This is a genomic window from Hymenobacter fodinae (assembly GCF_004745825.1).
In the GTDB taxonomy this organism is placed as follows: Bacteria; Bacteroidota; Bacteroidia; order Cytophagales; family Hymenobacteraceae; genus Hymenobacter; species Hymenobacter fodinae.
Genome location: NZ_SRLA01000005.1, coordinates 172,096 through 188,683, shown reverse-complemented (window position 1 = coordinate 188,683; position 16,588 = coordinate 172,096). Strand labels below are relative to the sequence as shown.

Genomic DNA, 16,588 nt, shown 5'->3' with positions numbered 1-16,588 from the left:
AGCCGCCAGCGGCCCCGGAATCAGCCAAAAGTAGCGAAAAGTTCGGCCGAGGTTGCCCCAAAGTGGCCTTTTTGCGGCTTTTAACGCGAAGGATAGGACTTTGGTGTAGAAAACCGAAGAATAGTGCCGTGCTTGAGTACGTATTCGCCCTATCTGTTATGCGCCACTGCTATGTATTCTTTCTGATCAGCCTGGGCCTGTTGAATTTGGCTAGCTGTTCTTCGCCCACGGCCTCCGCACCTGCTTATCCGCAGAACCCAGCAGTTTCTGATGCGCTAGGCCACCCACGTGATACCACCACGTTTTATTTCCCAGCCGCCGACTCACTGCATGATAAATATCTACCCAAAAGCCAATGGCCTGAAACGCGCCTGAACACAGACATTAGGTTTGCGAACTGCGCATATGAGTTAGTTCGAAACTCCTATATCCTGACTTATTTCCAGGCTCCTGTCCTTTCGAACTATTATTTAGGCCAGTCTATTTATCGATTCCTTTGGCTAAGATCCTTTGACCGGCCTGTTCTGTTAACACTTTATAAGGGTAATACTGGCCTAGCAATACGCACTCAGATTCTAGACAAATACCCAAATTTTGAAGATCGTAGGCCTGAGCATCCTGACAGTTTACTACCTTCTACGTCTGCCTATCGAAAAGCGTACACCCAGAAGATCTATAGACAGTTCCTGCATGACCCAAAATATCAAGCTTGGGTTGCCGAAGGGAAGCGTCGGGCTAGGCAGATTACTAAAGAGGAAACTATGGTGGCAGTTACATCAGAGCAGTGGCAACATTTCCAGTCATTATTAAAGACGGGCAAATTCAACCTGTTGCAATCCTGCCAGCCAGATCCTGGCACTTTAGATGGTGCTACTTGGCTACTAGAAGCTCACCAAGCTGGCGGCTACCACATGGTGTCCCGCCACAGCCCCACTAAAACAGATGATTTCCGCAAAACCTGCGAGTATTTGCTCGACTTGAGTTCTGTCCGCAACGAGGAGCGATATTGAATACATCTTCATTGTTGCGGTCTTTCTTCTGCACTCTGCTTATGTACTACCGATAGTATAGTGCCGCAAAACTCTCTGACTGTAGACCACCTACAGCCTAATAGGACGTAACTCTCAACAAAGGGCAAGTACTTCGGCTCCAAGAGTGCTTATTATCGGTTTATGTTCTTCCAAGCCATATTTAAGGCTGAAGTTGAGCCCTGGGTTTGTCTTGTGGTCTAGGAAGTAGCAAGGACTGAATTCTCGGCGTTAAGCATGGTCGTTCACGAGCTGCTTCGCTCCTGTTAGTAGTCCATTTTCATCCCGGCTGCAGGCAGCGACTTTGGCTTGTAAGCCTTAGAAATAACGCTAGCCAAGCCAGCCCACCCATACAGGGTTGACGGCTGAAGCTGCTGGTTTCAAGCCAAGCCGCAGAAGAAGAACCCTTTTGCAAGTTATTATATACCAATTCATTACATAATTAACGTGGTTGTATTACCGCGTTAGCGGGAAGGGGTGCGCTTGATTTAACCCCCTTTTTTGACTGAAATGTGCTGCCTCCCCGGCTGAGCACCCCGCTACATTTAACCAGCTGATAGCTAACCCCATTTCAGGCAGAAATGACACCCTCCTGGCCTAGCAGTACTGGCCTAGGGTGGGTCAGCAGCGATTCCCCACTAGCTGCTGCCTGAGCTTACCTGTCCCACAATCAATCTCCCACTCATTCCGCCTCTGGCCGGAATGGCAACCTCCCACCTTATGAAAAGAGAATGGCTACTCTTATGTGGAACGCTAATATCCGCGCAGGCTGCTGCCGGCAGCTCCGCTAGCCCGCCCCTTGTGGTAAGCCCAGCCGGGGCGCCCGCCTCCGCTCCTGCCCACAAACCCACCCTGGTGGCCCCCGACGTTACGCTGACCGGACGCGTTACCGACGACAAGGGTGAGGGTCTGCCCGGCGTTTCCGTAGTAGTGAAAGGCACCTCCGTGGGTACCAGCACCGACGATCAGGGCCGCTTTACGCTGCTCGTGCCCGAGGCCAACGCCAATGGTACGCTGGTATTCTCCTTTATTGGTTACACCTCCCAGGAAACCCCCATTAATGGCCGCACTTCCGTTAGTGTGCAGCTTAAGTCGGATGCGCAGGCCCTGACCGAAGTGGTAGTAGTGGGCTACGGCACCCAGAAGCGTTCCGACGTAACCGGCTCCGTGGTATCGGTACCGCAAGACCGTTTGGAGAAGATACCAGTGGCTAACGTGGCTCAGGCCCTGCAGGGCGCCGTGGCGGGCGTTACCATCACGGGCGGCTCTAACCTGCCCGGCAGCCGCCCGCAGATTCAGATTCGCGGCGTGCGCTCGATTACGGCCAATACCGACCCATACCTGATTGTGGATGGGCTGCCCTTCCCCGGCAACCTCAATGACATTAACCCCAACGACATTGGCTCAATTGAGATATTGAAGGATGCCTCTTCTACCGCCATTTACGGTACCCGGGGCTCTAACGGGGTTATTCTGATTACCACCAAGCGCGGCAAAACCGGCAAGCCCCAGATTCGCTACAACGGCTACGCGGGTATTGAGTACCTCTATACTCGCTTGCACCCACTCGATGGCCCCGCGTACTCGGCCAAGTACCAAGAGTTTGCTCGTCAGCGCGGTATCAATGTAACGCCCGTGCCCAACCTGGGCGAGCAAGCCAATTATGAGGCCGGCCGCACCGTGAACTGGCTGGATGAGGTGTCGCAACGGGGCGTCATTCAGGACCATAACCTGTCGATTTCGGGTGGTACTGCGGATGTGAAGTACTTCGTTTCGGGCGACTACTTCAAGCAGCGGGGCGTGCTCAAGGGCTACAACTTTGAGCGCGTGAGCCTGCGCACCAACATCGATGCCAACCTCACGCCCTGGCTAACCATTGGCACGTCGTCCTTCTTCTCGCACAACAACGACGATGGCGGCCGCGTGGACCTAGGCCTAGCGCAGGTGGCCAGCCCCTACGGCACCATCTACAACCCCGACGGCACCTACATGGTATTCCCGCAGCCGCCGGAGCAGCTCATCAAAAACCCACTGTTGGGCCTGACCACCACCCGCGAGAGCAGGGTGAATCAGCTCACGGGCACGGGCTATGCCGAGGTGGCCCCTACCTTCCTGAAAGGCTTGAAATACCGCCTCAACGCCACGTACTCCTACCGGCCTTACCGCTACGCTTACTACGAGGGGCGGGAATTTGGCAACCTGCGGGGCCTAGCTCAGCTAACCAACGATGAGCGTCATAACTACACCATCGAAAACCTGCTGATTTTCAACAAGGACATCGAGAAGCACCACTTCGACTTCACGGCCCTCTACAGCTCCCAGCAGAACACCTACTTTACCACCACCGAAACTGGCACGGGCTTCATCAATGACCGGATTGGGTTCAATAGCATTGGCTCGGGCTCCAACACCCCCACGCTAAGTTCCTACAGTGAGCGGCGGGCCCTGGTTTCGCAGATGGCGCGTCTCAACTACTCCTACGACAGCCGTTACCTGTTTACAGTTACGGCCCGGCGCGACGGTTCTTCCGTGTTTGGGGCCGACGCCGACAAGTACGCTACCTTTCCCTCGGTGGCAGTGGGTTGGAACGTGGCCAACGAAGGCTTCCTGCGGGATAATAATCTCGTGAACCAGCTTAAGCTGCGCTTCTCCTATGGCACTACGGGCAACGAGGGCATTAACCCCTACCAGACGATTACCGGCAACGCCCTGTTGCAATACGCTTACGGCGGGGTTACGTCGGTAGGCCTGCGGGCCAACAGCATTGGCAACACCAACCTGAAGTGGGAACAAACCACCAGTTCCAACTACGCCGTTGATTTTGGCTTCCTAAGCAACCGCCTGACGGGCTCGGTAGAATACTTCGATGCCAAGACCAAAAACCTACTGCTGGCCCGTCAGATTCCGATTGTGACTGGCTACAACACCATTCTCGACAACATTGGGCGGGTGCAGAACCGGGGCGTGGAACTGACGGTGACCTCGGAGAACGTTCGGCTAGCGGATTTCACCTGGAAATCGGACTTCAACTTCTCGGCCATTCGCAACAAAGTGCTGGAGCTCTACGGCAACGGCACCGACGACATTGCCAACCGCCGCTTTATTGGCAAGCCCCTGGGCGCCATTTACGATTACCGCATGGTGGGCGTCTGGCAGCAAGGCGAAGACGCCAGCAGCCTCGACCCCGGCGCTAAGCCCGGCGACCTGAAGTTTGCTGACCTCAACGGCGACGGTAAAATCACGAGCCTCGACCGCGAGTACCTGGGTACTACCCTACCCAAGTACACGGCTGGTCTGACCAACACCTTTAGCTACAAAGGCCTGAGCCTGCGCGTGTTTATTCAGACGGTGCAAGGGGTACTGAAAAATAACCCCACGCTCAACTTCGTGGACCTGGGCGGCCGCCTGAATACGCCCCGCGAAGTGGGCTACTGGACTCCCGAAAATCAGCGCCAAGACCGGCCCGGCCTCAACTACTACAACCCTCGCGGCTACGGCTACCCCAGTAAGGCCAGCTTCACCCGCCTCAAGGATGTAACCCTGAGCTACACCGTGCCCACGGCCCTGACGGAGCGCCTGAAGCTGGGCGGAATCTCGGCCTACGTGAGCGGACGCAACCTCTACACCTGGACGAAGTGGATTGGGTACGACCCCGAGCAGAACTACACCCTCGGCAACGGCACCGGCAACGTGGATGGTGGTACTCCCAACTTCCCCAACACGGCCACCTACGTGCTAGGCCTCAACATTACGCTGCAGTAATTCCCACCCGCACTTCCTGTTACTTCAATGAAACGAATCATACTTGCCAGCCTGGCCCTGCTGGGTACCTCTACGCTGCTCTCTTCCTGCGACAAGGAATTTCTGGATGAAAACCCAAAGTCGCTCTACACTCCGCAAACCGTACTGACCGACTCGCTGGGCTTTGAAGCCGCTATGGGTGGCCTACAGGCCGTGGTGCGCGAGCAGTACACCCGCTCCGACGAGCAGGGCCTGCTCAGCATTATGCAGCTCGGTACCGACGTGGCCATTCCTGGTCAGGTGCAGGGCGTAGAGGTGCCCTACTACAACTACACCCAGCTCAACTCCCAAGACCAGGGCAGCGCCGTGTTCTGGAGCTGGGCATACCGCACAATCAACAACGCCAACCAGATTATTGCCGGGGCAGCAAATGCTCCCAGCACGGTGCGCCAGGGCTATAAAAACCGCATCAGCGCCGAGGCTCGCTTCTTCCGGGCCTACGCCTACAACTTTCTGACGACGCTCTGGGGCGATGTGCCCCTGATTGAGCAGGCCGTGACGTCGCCCCGCACCGACTTCACCCGCACGCCAGTTGCCCAGGTAAATGACTTCATTATAAACGACCTGAAAACGGCAATTCCCAGCCTGTTCCTAGCCAACAAGGCCGCTTCGGGCCGCATCACGCAGGGAGCCGCCCAACAATTGCTGGGTGAAGTGTACCTGCGTACTAATCAGGCCGCCCTGGCCGAGCAAACCCTGCAAGCTCTCATCAGCGGCGGGCAGTACAAACTCATTACGGCTCGCTACGGCGTGCGGGCCAGCCAACCCGGCGACTATTTCTCCGACATGTTTATAATCGGAAATCAGCGCCGCAACCAGGGCAACACCGAGCTGATTTGGGGCATTGAGCAGCAACTGCTGGTGCCGGGCGCCAGCACCAGTGCCCAGCAGCGCCGGGTGTGGGTGCCGGCCTACTACAATGTGAAGGGCATGGCCCTGGCCGACTCGCTGGGTGGCCGTGGCCTGGGCCGCCTGCGCCTGAGCAACTGGGTAGACTACCGCCTCTACTCGGCTCAGGACATGCGCAACTCCAAGTACAACCTCAAGCGCAACTTCTATTACAACGACCCCAGCCAGACGGCCCTGTATGGCAAGCGCGTGACGGGCCTCAAAGGCTCCGATACCATCTTCTACATCACGCCCTACACTACCAAATGGAACCAGTTTGACCCGGCCGACACCTTCGGGTTTGGTACCATCAAAGATTTGCCAATGATGCGCCTAGGCGAAACGTACCTGCTGCTGGCCGAGGCGCTGTTCCGCCAAGGCAAGCTTGCGGAGGCAGCTACCGCCATCAACGTGCTGCGCACCCGGGCTAAAGCCGCCCAGGTTACCGCCTCCGACATCACGCTTAACTTTATCCTGGATGAGCGGGCCCGGGAGCTGATTGGAGAGGAACAGCGCCGCATTACGCTGGTGCGCACCGGCACCTTGGTAGAAAGGACCCAGCGCCTGAATGGGGCCTCCGTAACGGGCCTAACCGCCAAGAACCTGCTGCTCCCCATTCCGCAGTCTACCATCGACCTGAACATTGGGGCCACGCTAGGCCAGAACCCTGGCTACTAAGCTATAAGTGCAGTAAACACCTTACACTAACCACTATCAAAACGACTGTCGTTCCTTGCTTAGCGAGGGATGACAGTCGTTTTTGGGTTTTATTACAGCCTAGTTGAACGCGCACCACTAACTACGGAACGCCTGCTTGTAAGCACCCAACTGACAGCAAGTAAGAACAGTATCGGAACTATAGTATCTTGCTCAACCATCAGATATACAGCAGCTATTTGAAATTTAACAAGCTAACCGACACCATTTTTACCGTTGAGGATTTTCTGACTCGGAAAGAGTGCCTCGACTACATTGTGCAGAGTGAAGGCATCGGCTACGAGCTGGCCAAGGTGAATACGGCCAGCGGCGCCAAGGTGATGACCGGCGTGCGCAACAACAACCGCGCTTTCCATAACAGCGAGGAGCTGGCGGCATCCTTATGGGACCGGGTACAGCCTTTTGTGCCCGCCCAGCTCGGTAATAGCACCGCCATTGGTTTGAACGAGCTGTTCCGGTTCTACCGCTATCAGCGCGGGCACCAGTTCAAAGGCCACTTTGATGAAAGCTACGTCCGCAACGCCACCGAGGCCAGCTACTTCACCTTCATGGTGTACCTGAACGATAATTTTCAAGGCGGCGACACTACATTTCGGCAACTGCGGATTCAGCCCAAGCAGGGTATGGCGCTCATCTTCCTGCACAGCCTCTATCACGAGGGCAGTGAGGTAATCCAGGGCGTGAAATACGTGCTCCGCACCGACATCATGTACCGCACTGCTGTTGACTAGCGCTTTATTATAACGTGGGCCTCCCCTAGTCTACTCTCTCCAAGAGGTTGTCGGTCATGAGCGTGTTTGTACTGGCCTAGCGCTGATATACCCGCACGTAGTCTACCTCAAAGCGGTTGGGGAACACGGTACCGGTCAGAGGCCCTCCATTTTCGCCGCCCATGGCCAGGTTTAGCAATATGTAGTGGGGCTGCAGCATGGGATTAATGCCGGTGCCGTCTTGGTTTACGGTTTGAGTAAGCGGAGTTTCATTGAGCAGCTGATCATCCAGGTAGAGCCGAATAGCTTCGGCATCCCAGTCCATGCGCCACACGTGAAACTTATTGGCCCAGTCGGGGTCGTTGAATACGGCAATGGGCTTGGTTTCGCTATCCCACTTGGGGGTATTGGGTTGGGCCGTGCCCGAGGCTACGTTGGCCAGCACTTTGCCTTGGTAAAACTCCATAATATCAATTTCGCCGCCGCTAGGCCACTGCCCGGCCACGCCCAGCGTCCAGAAGGCGGGCCACAAGCCGGAGCTGGTATTTATGCGACCTCGCATCTCAAAACGCCCAAACTGCCACGCGTGCAAGTCGCGGGTGTTGAGGCTGGCCGAAGTATACTCAATGGTGGGGCGTGTGTTTTGCCAGTGCGGGCTGCCCGCCTCGTAAGTAGGATTGGGCCGCTGCTCGCGCCTCGCCTCTAGCACCAACAGGCCATTTTCACATCGGGCATTATCGGGCTGGTACCATTGCAGCTCATGGTTGCGCACGAACCCCGTTTCATACTGCCAGTTCTGAGGGTCGGGACGGCCATCAATGTTAAATTCATCGGCCCACACTAGCTTCCACTCCGCCTCTGGTTTGGCCTTTGCTTGTGGCCTAGCGCCGGGTACTGTTGCCGCTGCGGGTTTGGGGCTAGTACCGGGCTTCCACTCCAGAATGTACACGGGCTGAGCGGACAGCGGTTCCAGCCGCTCCCCGTCGCCCTGCCCAGTGCGCTGCACAAACAGGTGTAGTTGTGCGTGCTGCTGCCACTGCTCGGTATCATAGCTCGGCTCCCAGTTGCCCACCGATGAGCTAGTGAGGTCTGTCACAGTCCAATCGCCCGTTCTGAGGTCTGCACACTGCGCTACGGATACCCTATCCTGCCGTTCTACGTCGCGGAATAGCATGTACGCTGCCGTCTTGCCTGCCTGAGTCTTAACCAGCAACTGAGGCCTCGAAATTGGGATTTTCTTGGTGCCGGCCCCACTCAGGCTGAAGGGAGTTATGCGTTGAGATATTTGGGCGGTTTTCCATTCCTTCCCAGCGAGGTAAATCAGCTGATACTGGGGTACCTGGGTGCCGGCCGGGCGCCAGTACGTGGCTATGTAAGGCGTGCCCGCCGCATCGGTGGTGATGGACGTTTGGTTGATCAGCTCGCTGTTCTGCGGAATGCGGGCCGCGTACTCGGCGGTGGCTTCGGTGATGGGTAGCTGGTACGGTGCGCCAGTGCTTTTCTGCCAGGTCTTGCCACCATCCAGGGAGCGGGCGTAGGCTATATCGTGGTTGGAGGCCACATCCGGCGACTCGCGCCACACCCAGGAAACGTGGATGGTGCCTTTCCCATCAATGCAGGCTTGCCAGTAGGCGTTGCGCTTGCCTTCCCCATCAATCAGCACGCTGTGCAGGCGCGACCAGGTTTGGGTAGCGGGCGAGTAGCGGTTTAGCACCAGGTTGCCGTTGCCAGAGCTGCCGTCGCGGTACACGAACAGCAGGTCGCCGTTAGGGAAGCGGTGAAACTCGGGGTACGTGACGTTCTGCTCCTGTTGCCCGGTCATAGGCAGCAATTCTGTTAGCGCTAGGCCACCCGGTTTGGTACTGCGGCAGTAGCGCAGAGGGTTGCCATGGTGGTCGAAAGACAGATGTAAGTACCCGCGCCCATCTACCATCAGGCTGATAACATTATGCGCGTCCTGCACCTTGCCTTTATACTTCGTCCGCTGCACCTGCCAGGCTCCGGCCGGCAAGCGGCGCTTGGCCAGTAGCACGTACCCCAACGAGTCGTAGTAGGCTGTGTACTGCTCGCGCTTGTGCGTCACGACGGAATTCTTGCGGAATACGGCGCCGTTCACGTTGTTGCGGGCCCAACCCAGCCCCACGGGTGTTTGCGCAGCGCTGGGGTGAGCAAGCAGGCACGCGGTGCTGAGTAACAGGCCTAGCAACCAAGAAAGGGGGTTCATAAGATAGTAGTCAGGTTCAGAGGCTTTGCACCAAGGTAAACGCACAAAAGGCCCCGCTGGACCAGGGGGCAGCGGGGCCTTAGACAAGAGCGGCAGTTAGGGCTGGGGTTGCTTGTCCTGGATCAGCCGCAGGGTGTAGCTGTAACTGTACTTCTTATCGAGGAGGCGATACTGGTCGTGCGGTAGGGCGCCCCAGCTGTTATCGCCGCCCACACCCCGCTGCTTATGGTCTATCTGCAGCGTCACGGTTCCGCGCATTTTCACGTCGGTGGGGTGCTGCTGCTTTTTGGTCAGGCCGGGGTCGAGGTCTTCGGTGCGGAAAGGCAAGGCGCTGAAGCAAATAGGCTGCTGCAGGCCTTCCACTCGCAGGCCTAGGCCAGTCTCATCGCGGAGGGTGAGCCAGCGCACGTCGGTGTGGTAGCCGTGCTCCTGAGGCCGGATGTAGTTGCTGGTCCAGTGGTTTGCTACGGAGTCTTGGTAAGTGCCCAGCAGGGCGGCTGTGTTGCGGTCGGCGTAGTTTTCAAAGGGGCCGCGGCCGTAGTAGGACACTTGGTTGAAGCGCTGCGGCAGCTCTATTCGCATGCCGAAGCGGGGTATTTCGGGCAGGTCTCGGCCCGTCAGGTCAATGGCGGCTGTTACCCGCACGACTCCGTCGTTGCCAATCAAGTACTCAACGGAGTAAGGCGCATTGATGGCCGTGAGCTGATAATCAACCCTGATGGGCAAACCCGCCGCCGACTTCTCGCCCACCGTTACGCGCTGTACCTGCCGGGCGGCGTGGGCAGTGCGCCAAGCGCCCAGGTTCTGGGGCATACCGCTGCCAAAGTCATTATCCGTGGGGGCGCGCCAAAAGTAGGGCTCCGGGAAGCTCTCCAACACGCGCTGGTCGCGGAGGCGGTAGCTGGTCAGGCGGCCCTGTTTGGTATTGAACTCTCCGCGCACCTCGCCAGCCGCGAAGGTCAGCTTATCGCCCTCCTGCTGTACTTCCAGGGTGCCACTAGGGGCTGGGGATGAGGCAAAATACGCCGTGGGGGCCGTCAGGACAAACTGTTCGCGGGCTACCTCGTGGCCGGCGGGCAGCAGCGGCGCGGCCGCTTTGGTCAGGGCAAACACGTTGAGCACGTATTCGGCGCCGGCTTCGGGTTTGAGTGCGGGCAAGGGTAGCTTCACTTCCTTTTGCTGGCCCGCTTCCACCTTACCCACGGCAAACGTGCCCGACTTGGCGGGCTGCCCGTTGCGCAGCAGTTCCCACCGGAAGCTGTACCCATCGAGGTTGCGGAAGGAGAAGCCGTTGAGAACCGTAATTTGGCCCTGGGCAGGCCTAGCGGACTTGAACCGGATGTCTTGGTACACCTTTTTTACTTCGTAGAGGCCCGGGTGCGGGGTACGGTCGGCGGCCACTAGGCCGTTGGCGCAGAAGTTTTCGTCGTTTTGCAGGTAGTAGCCGCCCAAGTCGCCGCCGTAGGCGAAGAAGGGCCGCCCGTCGGTTGTCTGGGTCTGCAGGCCCTGGTCAACCCAGTCCCAGATAAATCCACCCTGCATATGGGGCTTGCTACGGATCAGGTCCCAGTACTCCTGGAAGTTGCCGGAGCTGTTGCCCATGGCGTGGGAGTACTCGCACATGATGTAGGGGCGGGTTTTGTCGGTGGCGTTGGCGTAACGCTCCATCGACTTCATGCCGGGGTACATGGGACACACAATGTCGGTGTCCGTGTCTTCGCCGGCCTGCTCAAACTGCACGGGGCGGCTGGGGTCGCGCTGCTTCAGCCACTTGTAGGCCTCATGAAAGACGGGGCCGTTGCCGCACTCATTGCCCATGCTCCAGATAATGACGGAGGGGTGGTTTTTGTCGCGCTCCAGCAGGCGCTCAATGCGGTCGAGGTGGGCGGCGGCCCACTCGGGGCGGTAGGCCGGGTGCTGCTGCTTGTCAAACCAGCCCTGCAGCTCGGCCCCGTAGCCGTGGGTTTCGATGTTGGCCTCATCTACTAGATAAAAGCCTAGCTCGTCGCAGAGCTTGTACCACCGCTCATCGTTGGGGTAATGGCTGGTGCGCACGGCGTTGATGTTGAAGCGCTTCATTTGCTCCAGGTCGCGGCGCATGCCGGCGTCGGTTACCACCCGGCCGGTGGTGGGCTCCAGCTCGTGGCGGTTCACGCCGTGCACCTCAATGGGGCGGCCATTTACCAAGAGCTGGGCATTCTTGATTTCCACCTTCCGAAAGCCCAACCGGGTACCCGTCATTGCCAGCGTCTTGCCCTCAGCATCCTGCAGCGTGAGGCGGCACTGGTAAAGGGCGGGCGTTTCGGCGGTCCAGCGGCTCACGTTGCTGATGCGGCCATTGAGCTTTACGGTTTGCGTGCCCGCTGCGCTGGCCGCCGGCACGGGCTGTTGCTCTCGCAGCACAACTTTACCCTTGGCGTCCAGCACTTCCACTAACAGCCGAGCGGCGGGGGCCGCGGCAAAAGCCCGCACAGTAACATCGGCGGCAAACTGGCCGTGCCGGTAGCTGGGGTCGAGGTCGGCGTGAGTGAAGAAGTCCCAGATGGTTTGCTGGGGCAGGCTGGTCAAGTACACGTCGCGGTCGAGGCCGGAGAGGCGCCAGAAGTCCTGGTCTTCAAGGTAAGAGCCATCGTGCCAGCGAAAGACCTGCACGGCCAGTTGGTTGTCGCCCGGTTGCAGGTACTTAGTGATATCAAACTCGGCTGGCGACTTGGCCACCTTGCTCATACCTACCCGCTGCCCATTTACATACATCACCGCGTAGCCCGAGATGGAGCCGAAGTGCAGCAGCACCTCCCGGCCGGCCCAGCCCGCCGGAACCGTAAACGACCGGCGGTACGTCCCCACCGGATTGTCGCGGCCATCAATAAAGGGCTGGTTTTTAGGAAATGGGTAGGTGATGTTAGTGTAAATGGGCGTACCGAACCCCTGCACCTCCCAGTTAGAGGGCACGGCAATGGTTTTCCAAGTGGCATCCTTAAACCCAGCCTGGAAGAAGTCCGTCGGGCGCTCGGCCGGGCGCGGGGCGTAGTGGAACTTCCAGGTGCCGTTGAGCGAGTGGTAATAAGGTGAGCGGGAGTACTCATCCGTCGCTACGTCGGCTGGCTTATTATACAGCATGAAGGAGGCGCGAGCCTTTTCCTTGTGCTCGTCAATAGCCTGGGGGTTTTCCCATTCGTTGGGAGAGGTTTGAGCACGGGCGGCACTGCTAAACAGCAGGGCCATAAACACACAACGAGCAGTTCGCATAGCAGGCAGCAAGCAGAGGCGGGAGCATAAGCAGCGCCTCTGGGGTGATTGTCAGTAAAACAGGATGGCAATATCGCCCTGGCCCAATGCGGCCGTCGGGGTCAATTTGGGATAGTGCCGGGGTCAAATTCGCCAGGGGCTGGCCTAACCCACGCTAGGACACTGCCCCCGCTCACCTATTGCTTATCATTACGCTAAGCGGACCTAACCTACCGGGTTTTACTATTAATCTATCCTTTCTCATGGAAGAAATTGCGTTTCTAATGCGCCTTAGACCCGGTGCTACAGCAGAGTATGAGCGCCGCCACGCAGCCATTTGGCCGGAGCTAGCGGAGGCATTGCAGGCGGCTGGTATTTACGACTACTCCATCTATCTGGAGCCGTCCAGCGGCTGGTTGTTCGGCGTGCAAAAGCGCCGCCTAGGCCACTCCGCCGAGCAACTCCCTACCCTGCCCATCATGCGCCGCTGGTGGGAGTACATGGCCGATCTGATGGAAACCAACCCCGATGCCTCCCCCGTAATGCAGCCCCTGCAGCGGGTGTTCAACCTGGCCTAGCGGGCTAGGGCTTCTGTAAGTAGTGCACCATCTCGCTGGCGGCCAGCAGAAACGCCCCTACCCCAAAGTTGGCGGTGGAGTTTTTGTCGACTACCTGCCCGGGTATGGCTTTCTCCCCGATTGGCTGCACGTAGCCGATGGTACCATCGGGTTGCAGGGCCGTGGTGGTGAGATACTGCCAGGCCTTCTGCACGGTGGGTAGATACTCCTGCTTGCTCAGTACGCCGTTGTTGATGCCCCAGAGCAGCCCGTAGGTGTAAAAGGCGGTGCCGCTGGTTTCGGGACCGGGAGCATGTTCAGGGTCGAGCAGGCTGCGAATCCAGTAGCCCTCCGGTTGTTGGGCCTGCTTGATGGCGGCGGCCAGGCCGCGGTACTTAGCCAGGTACTCGGGTCGGTGGGCATCGGTGGCTGGCAAATCCTGGAGCACCCGGGCCAGGCCGGCCAGCACCCAACCGTCGCCGCGGGCCCAGAAGTCCTTTTTCCCGTTCACCGACTTATGCTGAGGGTACACGTACTTGGCGTCGCGATAGTACAGGCCCGTTTCGGGGTCGTACATGATGGAGTTGGCGTAGGTGAAGTACTCGTGCAGCTTGCTTAGGTACTGGGGGTTGCCGGTTACCCGGTAGAGCTTGGTCATCACGGGCATCACCATGTATAGGCCATCGGCCCACCACCAGTAGTCATTCTGGGGGGTGCTCATCTCATATTCCATTACCTCGCGGGCCCGAGCAATGCGCTGGGGTTCAGGCTTGAGGTTGTAGAGGTCCACATAGGTCTGAAAGCACACCTGCCAGTCACCAAACAGCACGTAGTCGGGCGTTTCGCCATACTTGTACTTCCAGGTGGCGCGGTCGTCGGACTGGGCCCCTTTCCAGTTGTTGTGAGTGGCCCAGTCTTCGGCGTACTGGCGGTACCGCTCATTTTTGGTTACGGCGTAAGCGGCCATGTTGCCGGTTTGATAGGCGGCTACGTCCCAGAAGGAGCGCACTTGGGGCGGATGCTCGGCTTGCCAGTGGTCGTTCACCTTCGTGATAAGCGCCAGCACTTCCTGTTTTTGCGGCTTACCGGCCCAGGCCGTCTTCTTTGCAGTAGTGCAGCCCGAGTTAAGCCCAAGCAGGACCAGCACCGCACTAAATAAAGTGGAGAGTTTTCTCATAACATGACCAGCCGACCTGTGCGGTTTAGTTTGCTTGCGGAAGTTTAACCGGCTCAATACCGGCGTGGGTGGGCTGTACCGGCTTTATACTGCCATCGGGGTTGAATTCCAGCTTATCCAGGCACACTTCGCGGTGGAAGCCCGCTGCCTTGCCCATGCCAATGCCCTGGGGGTAAGTGAACCGGTGATATACCAGGTACCACTCGTCGCGGCCGGGCACCTGTATGGTGGAGTTATGGCCCGTACCGTAGATGCCCGCGGCTTCGTCTTTGCTGATGACCAGATTGTGAGCTGGTACCGTGATGGGGCCTAGCGGTGAGGAGGCGGTGCCGTAGCGCACCCGGTAGTCCGGGTCGCGGGTATCGTTTTCGCTCCACATAAAATAGTAGGTCCCGTTGCGGAAAAACACGTGGGCGCCCTCCCGGAACGTGGCATCGGGCGTGAGCACCCGCGTGGTGCCGGGCTTCAGCGACACCAAATCATCGTTTAGCTCGGCCCCGGCCATGTAGCCGTTGCCCCAGTACAAGTAGTTCTTGCCGGTTTGGGGGTCCTGGAATACGGCCGGGTCAATCTGCTGGCCCCCTTTCACCCCTTCCGGCAGCTTATCGAGCAGGGGCTGGCCGGAGTCCTTGAATGGGCCGGTCGGTTGGTCAGACAAGGACACGCCAATTTTAGCCCCGGCGCAGAAGTAGTAAGCGTAGCGAAAACCTGCGCCCGTTTTCTGCTCCAGAATGCACGGCGCCCAAGCGCTTTTCTGCGACCATGTAACCTGCTTCGGCAGATCGAGGATAACGCCCTCGTCTTGCCAGTTTACCAGATCGGGAGAGGAAAAAGCTTTGAAGTAGGTGCCCGACCAACCCGTAAATCCGTCGCTGGTGGGGTACAGGTAGAATTTGCCGGTTTTTTGGGAGTACAATATGGCGGGGTCGGCGTAGTAGCCTTTCAAAGCCGGGTTGTGCGTTTCGGTAGCCGACACGGAGAACGGGCGCTGCCGCCCCGCAGGTCCTAGTGTATACACAACGGGGCCCCGTGTGAAATCCTGCGGCCCTCGGGGCTTCTCATCCAGCCCAAAAGCTGTCAGTTGCGGGTCGAAGGCCTGGCGGTTGGTGCCCGGCTTCAGCAGGTAGGCCACCTTACCGGCGGCACTGTCTACCAAGGTGTTTTGCTGTCGAATGGCGCGGTTCTGGGCCATGCCAAGCACGTCGGCGGGGTTTAGCCACTGAGCCGCAAGGCGGGCCGCCTCCCTCCCGCTGATTGGTAACACGGTGCCGTGGCGCGGATGGAAGTTCATGCGCACCTCGTTGTCTACCACCGTGAAATGCTCCATGTCGCGGGTGCGGGTGAACTGGTACTTGCCCTTGGTGTACACGTCGTACATCAGGATGTAGTCGTCGGAGTTATGAAGCTTGAAGGTTCCTGCCCCCTCCACGGGGTCGGTGGTTTGCTGCACGTATTTGTCGCGCAGCACGTAGTCGCCCGTCAGCCGGTCTGAAACGGCTACCTTGATGCCGTTGCCCTGGCCCTCAGTTTTAAAAAACAGGTAATACTTACCACCCTTAGCCACAATGTCGCCGTCGATGCAGGAGCCATTGGTGGGTGAGAAAAATAGCTGCTGCGGCTCCCCTTCCAGGTCGGTAAACTCCTTGTTGGCATAGGCATAGTAAATTTTATCGGGCTCCGAGCCGTACTGCAGGGAGAAGTATACCATATACTTGCCGGCTTTGGCATCGTAGATGGTTTGCGGGGCCCACACTCGTTTCAGGTTGTCTTGCCCCGCGTACCGCTTTTGAAAGTTGATGGCACTGGACTTCCAGTGCACCAGGTCGGTGGAGCGCAGCAGCACCATTCCCCGGTTGGAGCTCCACCCCTTCGCCGACACCATATCGGTGGCTACCATGTAGAAGGTTTTGCCATCGTGCCCGCGCAGAATGTGCGGGTCGCGCACCCCACCGGTTTCACTGATGCTGGCCGATGAAATAACCGGCCGATTACCATTCAGAGCGGTGTAGTGGTAACCGTCGGGACTGAGGGCAAACCGAATGGCCTCTTGCTTGATGTCATTGCCCGTAAAATACACGAACAGGTAGGCGCTGTTCTTACTTTTTGGCGCGGCCACAACCGCAGTCAGCCCTGCCAATAGGCCTAGCAGCAGAAATAGGCCCCGCATCAGGAGGCGGCCAGGAAGGGAGTATAGTTGAGCCATTGAAAGTTGGTAGTAGTTTGCTGGTTCGCTCCGAACGGGTGGCACCGCCCAGCCA

At 58.2% G+C, this 16,588-nt stretch carries 9 protein-coding genes; 5 read left to right on the top strand and 4 right to left on the bottom strand.

The genetic code is table 11. The features are described from left to right. The first annotated feature begins 128 nt into the window (after positions 1 to 128). From EU556_RS21115 to EU556_RS21100, 4 genes are all read left to right on the top strand, one after another. Positions 129 to 1,010: a hypothetical protein gene (locus EU556_RS21115; RefSeq protein ID WP_210116340.1), complete on the top strand. Its 882-nt coding sequence runs from the start codon at positions 129 to 131 to the stop codon at positions 1,008 to 1,010. A gap of 738 nt (positions 1,011 to 1,748) precedes the next feature. Beyond that, positions 1,749 to 4,790 carry a SusC/RagA family TonB-linked outer membrane protein gene (locus EU556_RS21110; protein ID WP_135436137.1) on the top strand — a complete coding sequence of 1,014 codons (3,042 nt, stop codon included), beginning with the start codon at positions 1,749 to 1,751 and terminating at the stop codon, positions 4,788 to 4,790. Positions 4,791 to 4,817: 27 nt separating this feature from the next. Next, a complete protein-coding gene (locus tag EU556_RS21105) occupies positions 4,818 to 6,395 on the top strand; it encodes a RagB/SusD family nutrient uptake outer membrane protein (protein WP_135436136.1) in 1,578 nt (525 codons plus the stop codon). Positions 6,396 to 6,613: 218 nt separating this feature from the next. Then, a complete protein-coding gene (locus EU556_RS21100; protein WP_135436135.1) occupies positions 6,614 to 7,165 on the top strand; it encodes a 2OG-Fe(II) oxygenase in 552 nt (183 codons plus the stop codon). A 76-nt stretch (positions 7,166 to 7,241) separates the two neighbouring features. Here EU556_RS21100 and EU556_RS26780 read toward each other — a convergent pair whose 3' ends face one another. Continuing rightward, positions 7,242 to 9,368, bottom strand: coding sequence for a BNR-4 repeat-containing protein (locus EU556_RS26780; RefSeq protein ID WP_210116339.1), 2,127 nt, complete (start codon positions 9,366 to 9,368; stop codon positions 7,242 to 7,244). Positions 9,369 to 9,464: 96 nt separating this feature from the next. Continuing rightward, positions 9,465 to 12,617 (bottom strand): glycoside hydrolase family 2 TIM barrel-domain containing protein, encoded by a 3,153-nt coding sequence (locus EU556_RS21090; RefSeq protein WP_135436134.1) that lies wholly within the window; start codon positions 12,615 to 12,617, stop codon positions 9,465 to 9,467. A gap of 263 nt (positions 12,618 to 12,880) precedes the next feature. Between EU556_RS21090 and EU556_RS21085 the strand changes: the two genes are divergently transcribed. Further along, complete coding sequence (locus EU556_RS21085; protein ID WP_317128726.1) at positions 12,881 to 13,174, top strand: L-rhamnose mutarotase; 294 nt, start codon at positions 12,881 to 12,883, stop codon at positions 13,172 to 13,174. 4 nt (positions 13,175 to 13,178) lie between these two features. On the opposite strand, the gene EU556_RS21080 is transcribed toward EU556_RS21085, so the two are convergent. Continuing rightward, complete coding sequence (locus EU556_RS21080; protein ID WP_135436132.1) at positions 13,179 to 14,330, bottom strand: glycoside hydrolase family 88/105 protein; 1,152 nt, start codon at positions 14,328 to 14,330, stop codon at positions 13,179 to 13,181. A gap of 25 nt (positions 14,331 to 14,355) precedes the next feature. After that, positions 14,356 to 16,533, bottom strand: coding sequence for a family 43 glycosylhydrolase (locus EU556_RS21075; RefSeq protein ID WP_135436131.1), 2,178 nt, complete (start codon positions 16,531 to 16,533; stop codon positions 14,356 to 14,358). Between the last annotated feature and the right edge of the window lie 55 nt (positions 16,534 to 16,588).

What these genes read in the sequence shown, in the direction of transcription:
- EU556_RS21105 (WP_135436136.1), top strand. Translation starts at nt 4,818, where the DNA reads ATGAAACGAATCATACTTGCCAGCCTGGCCCTGCTGGGTACCTCTACG.
- EU556_RS26780 (WP_210116339.1), bottom strand. Translation starts at nt 9,368, where the DNA reads ATGAACCCCCTTTCTTGGTTGCTAGGCCTGTTACTCAGCACCGCGTGC.
- EU556_RS21075 (WP_135436131.1), bottom strand. Translation starts at nt 16,533, where the DNA reads ATGGCTCAACTATACTCCCTTCCTGGCCGCCTCCTGATGCGGGGCCTA.
- EU556_RS21110 (WP_135436137.1), top strand. Translation starts at nt 1,749, where the DNA reads ATGAAAAGAGAATGGCTACTCTTATGTGGAACGCTAATATCCGCGCAG.
- EU556_RS21085 (WP_317128726.1), top strand. Translation starts at nt 12,881, where the DNA reads ATGCGCCTTAGACCCGGTGCTACAGCAGAGTATGAGCGCCGCCACGCA.
- EU556_RS21080 (WP_135436132.1), bottom strand. Translation starts at nt 14,330, where the DNA reads ATGAGAAAACTCTCCACTTTATTTAGTGCGGTGCTGGTCCTGCTTGGG.
- EU556_RS21090 (WP_135436134.1), bottom strand. Translation starts at nt 12,617, where the DNA reads ATGCGAACTGCTCGTTGTGTGTTTATGGCCCTGCTGTTTAGCAGTGCC.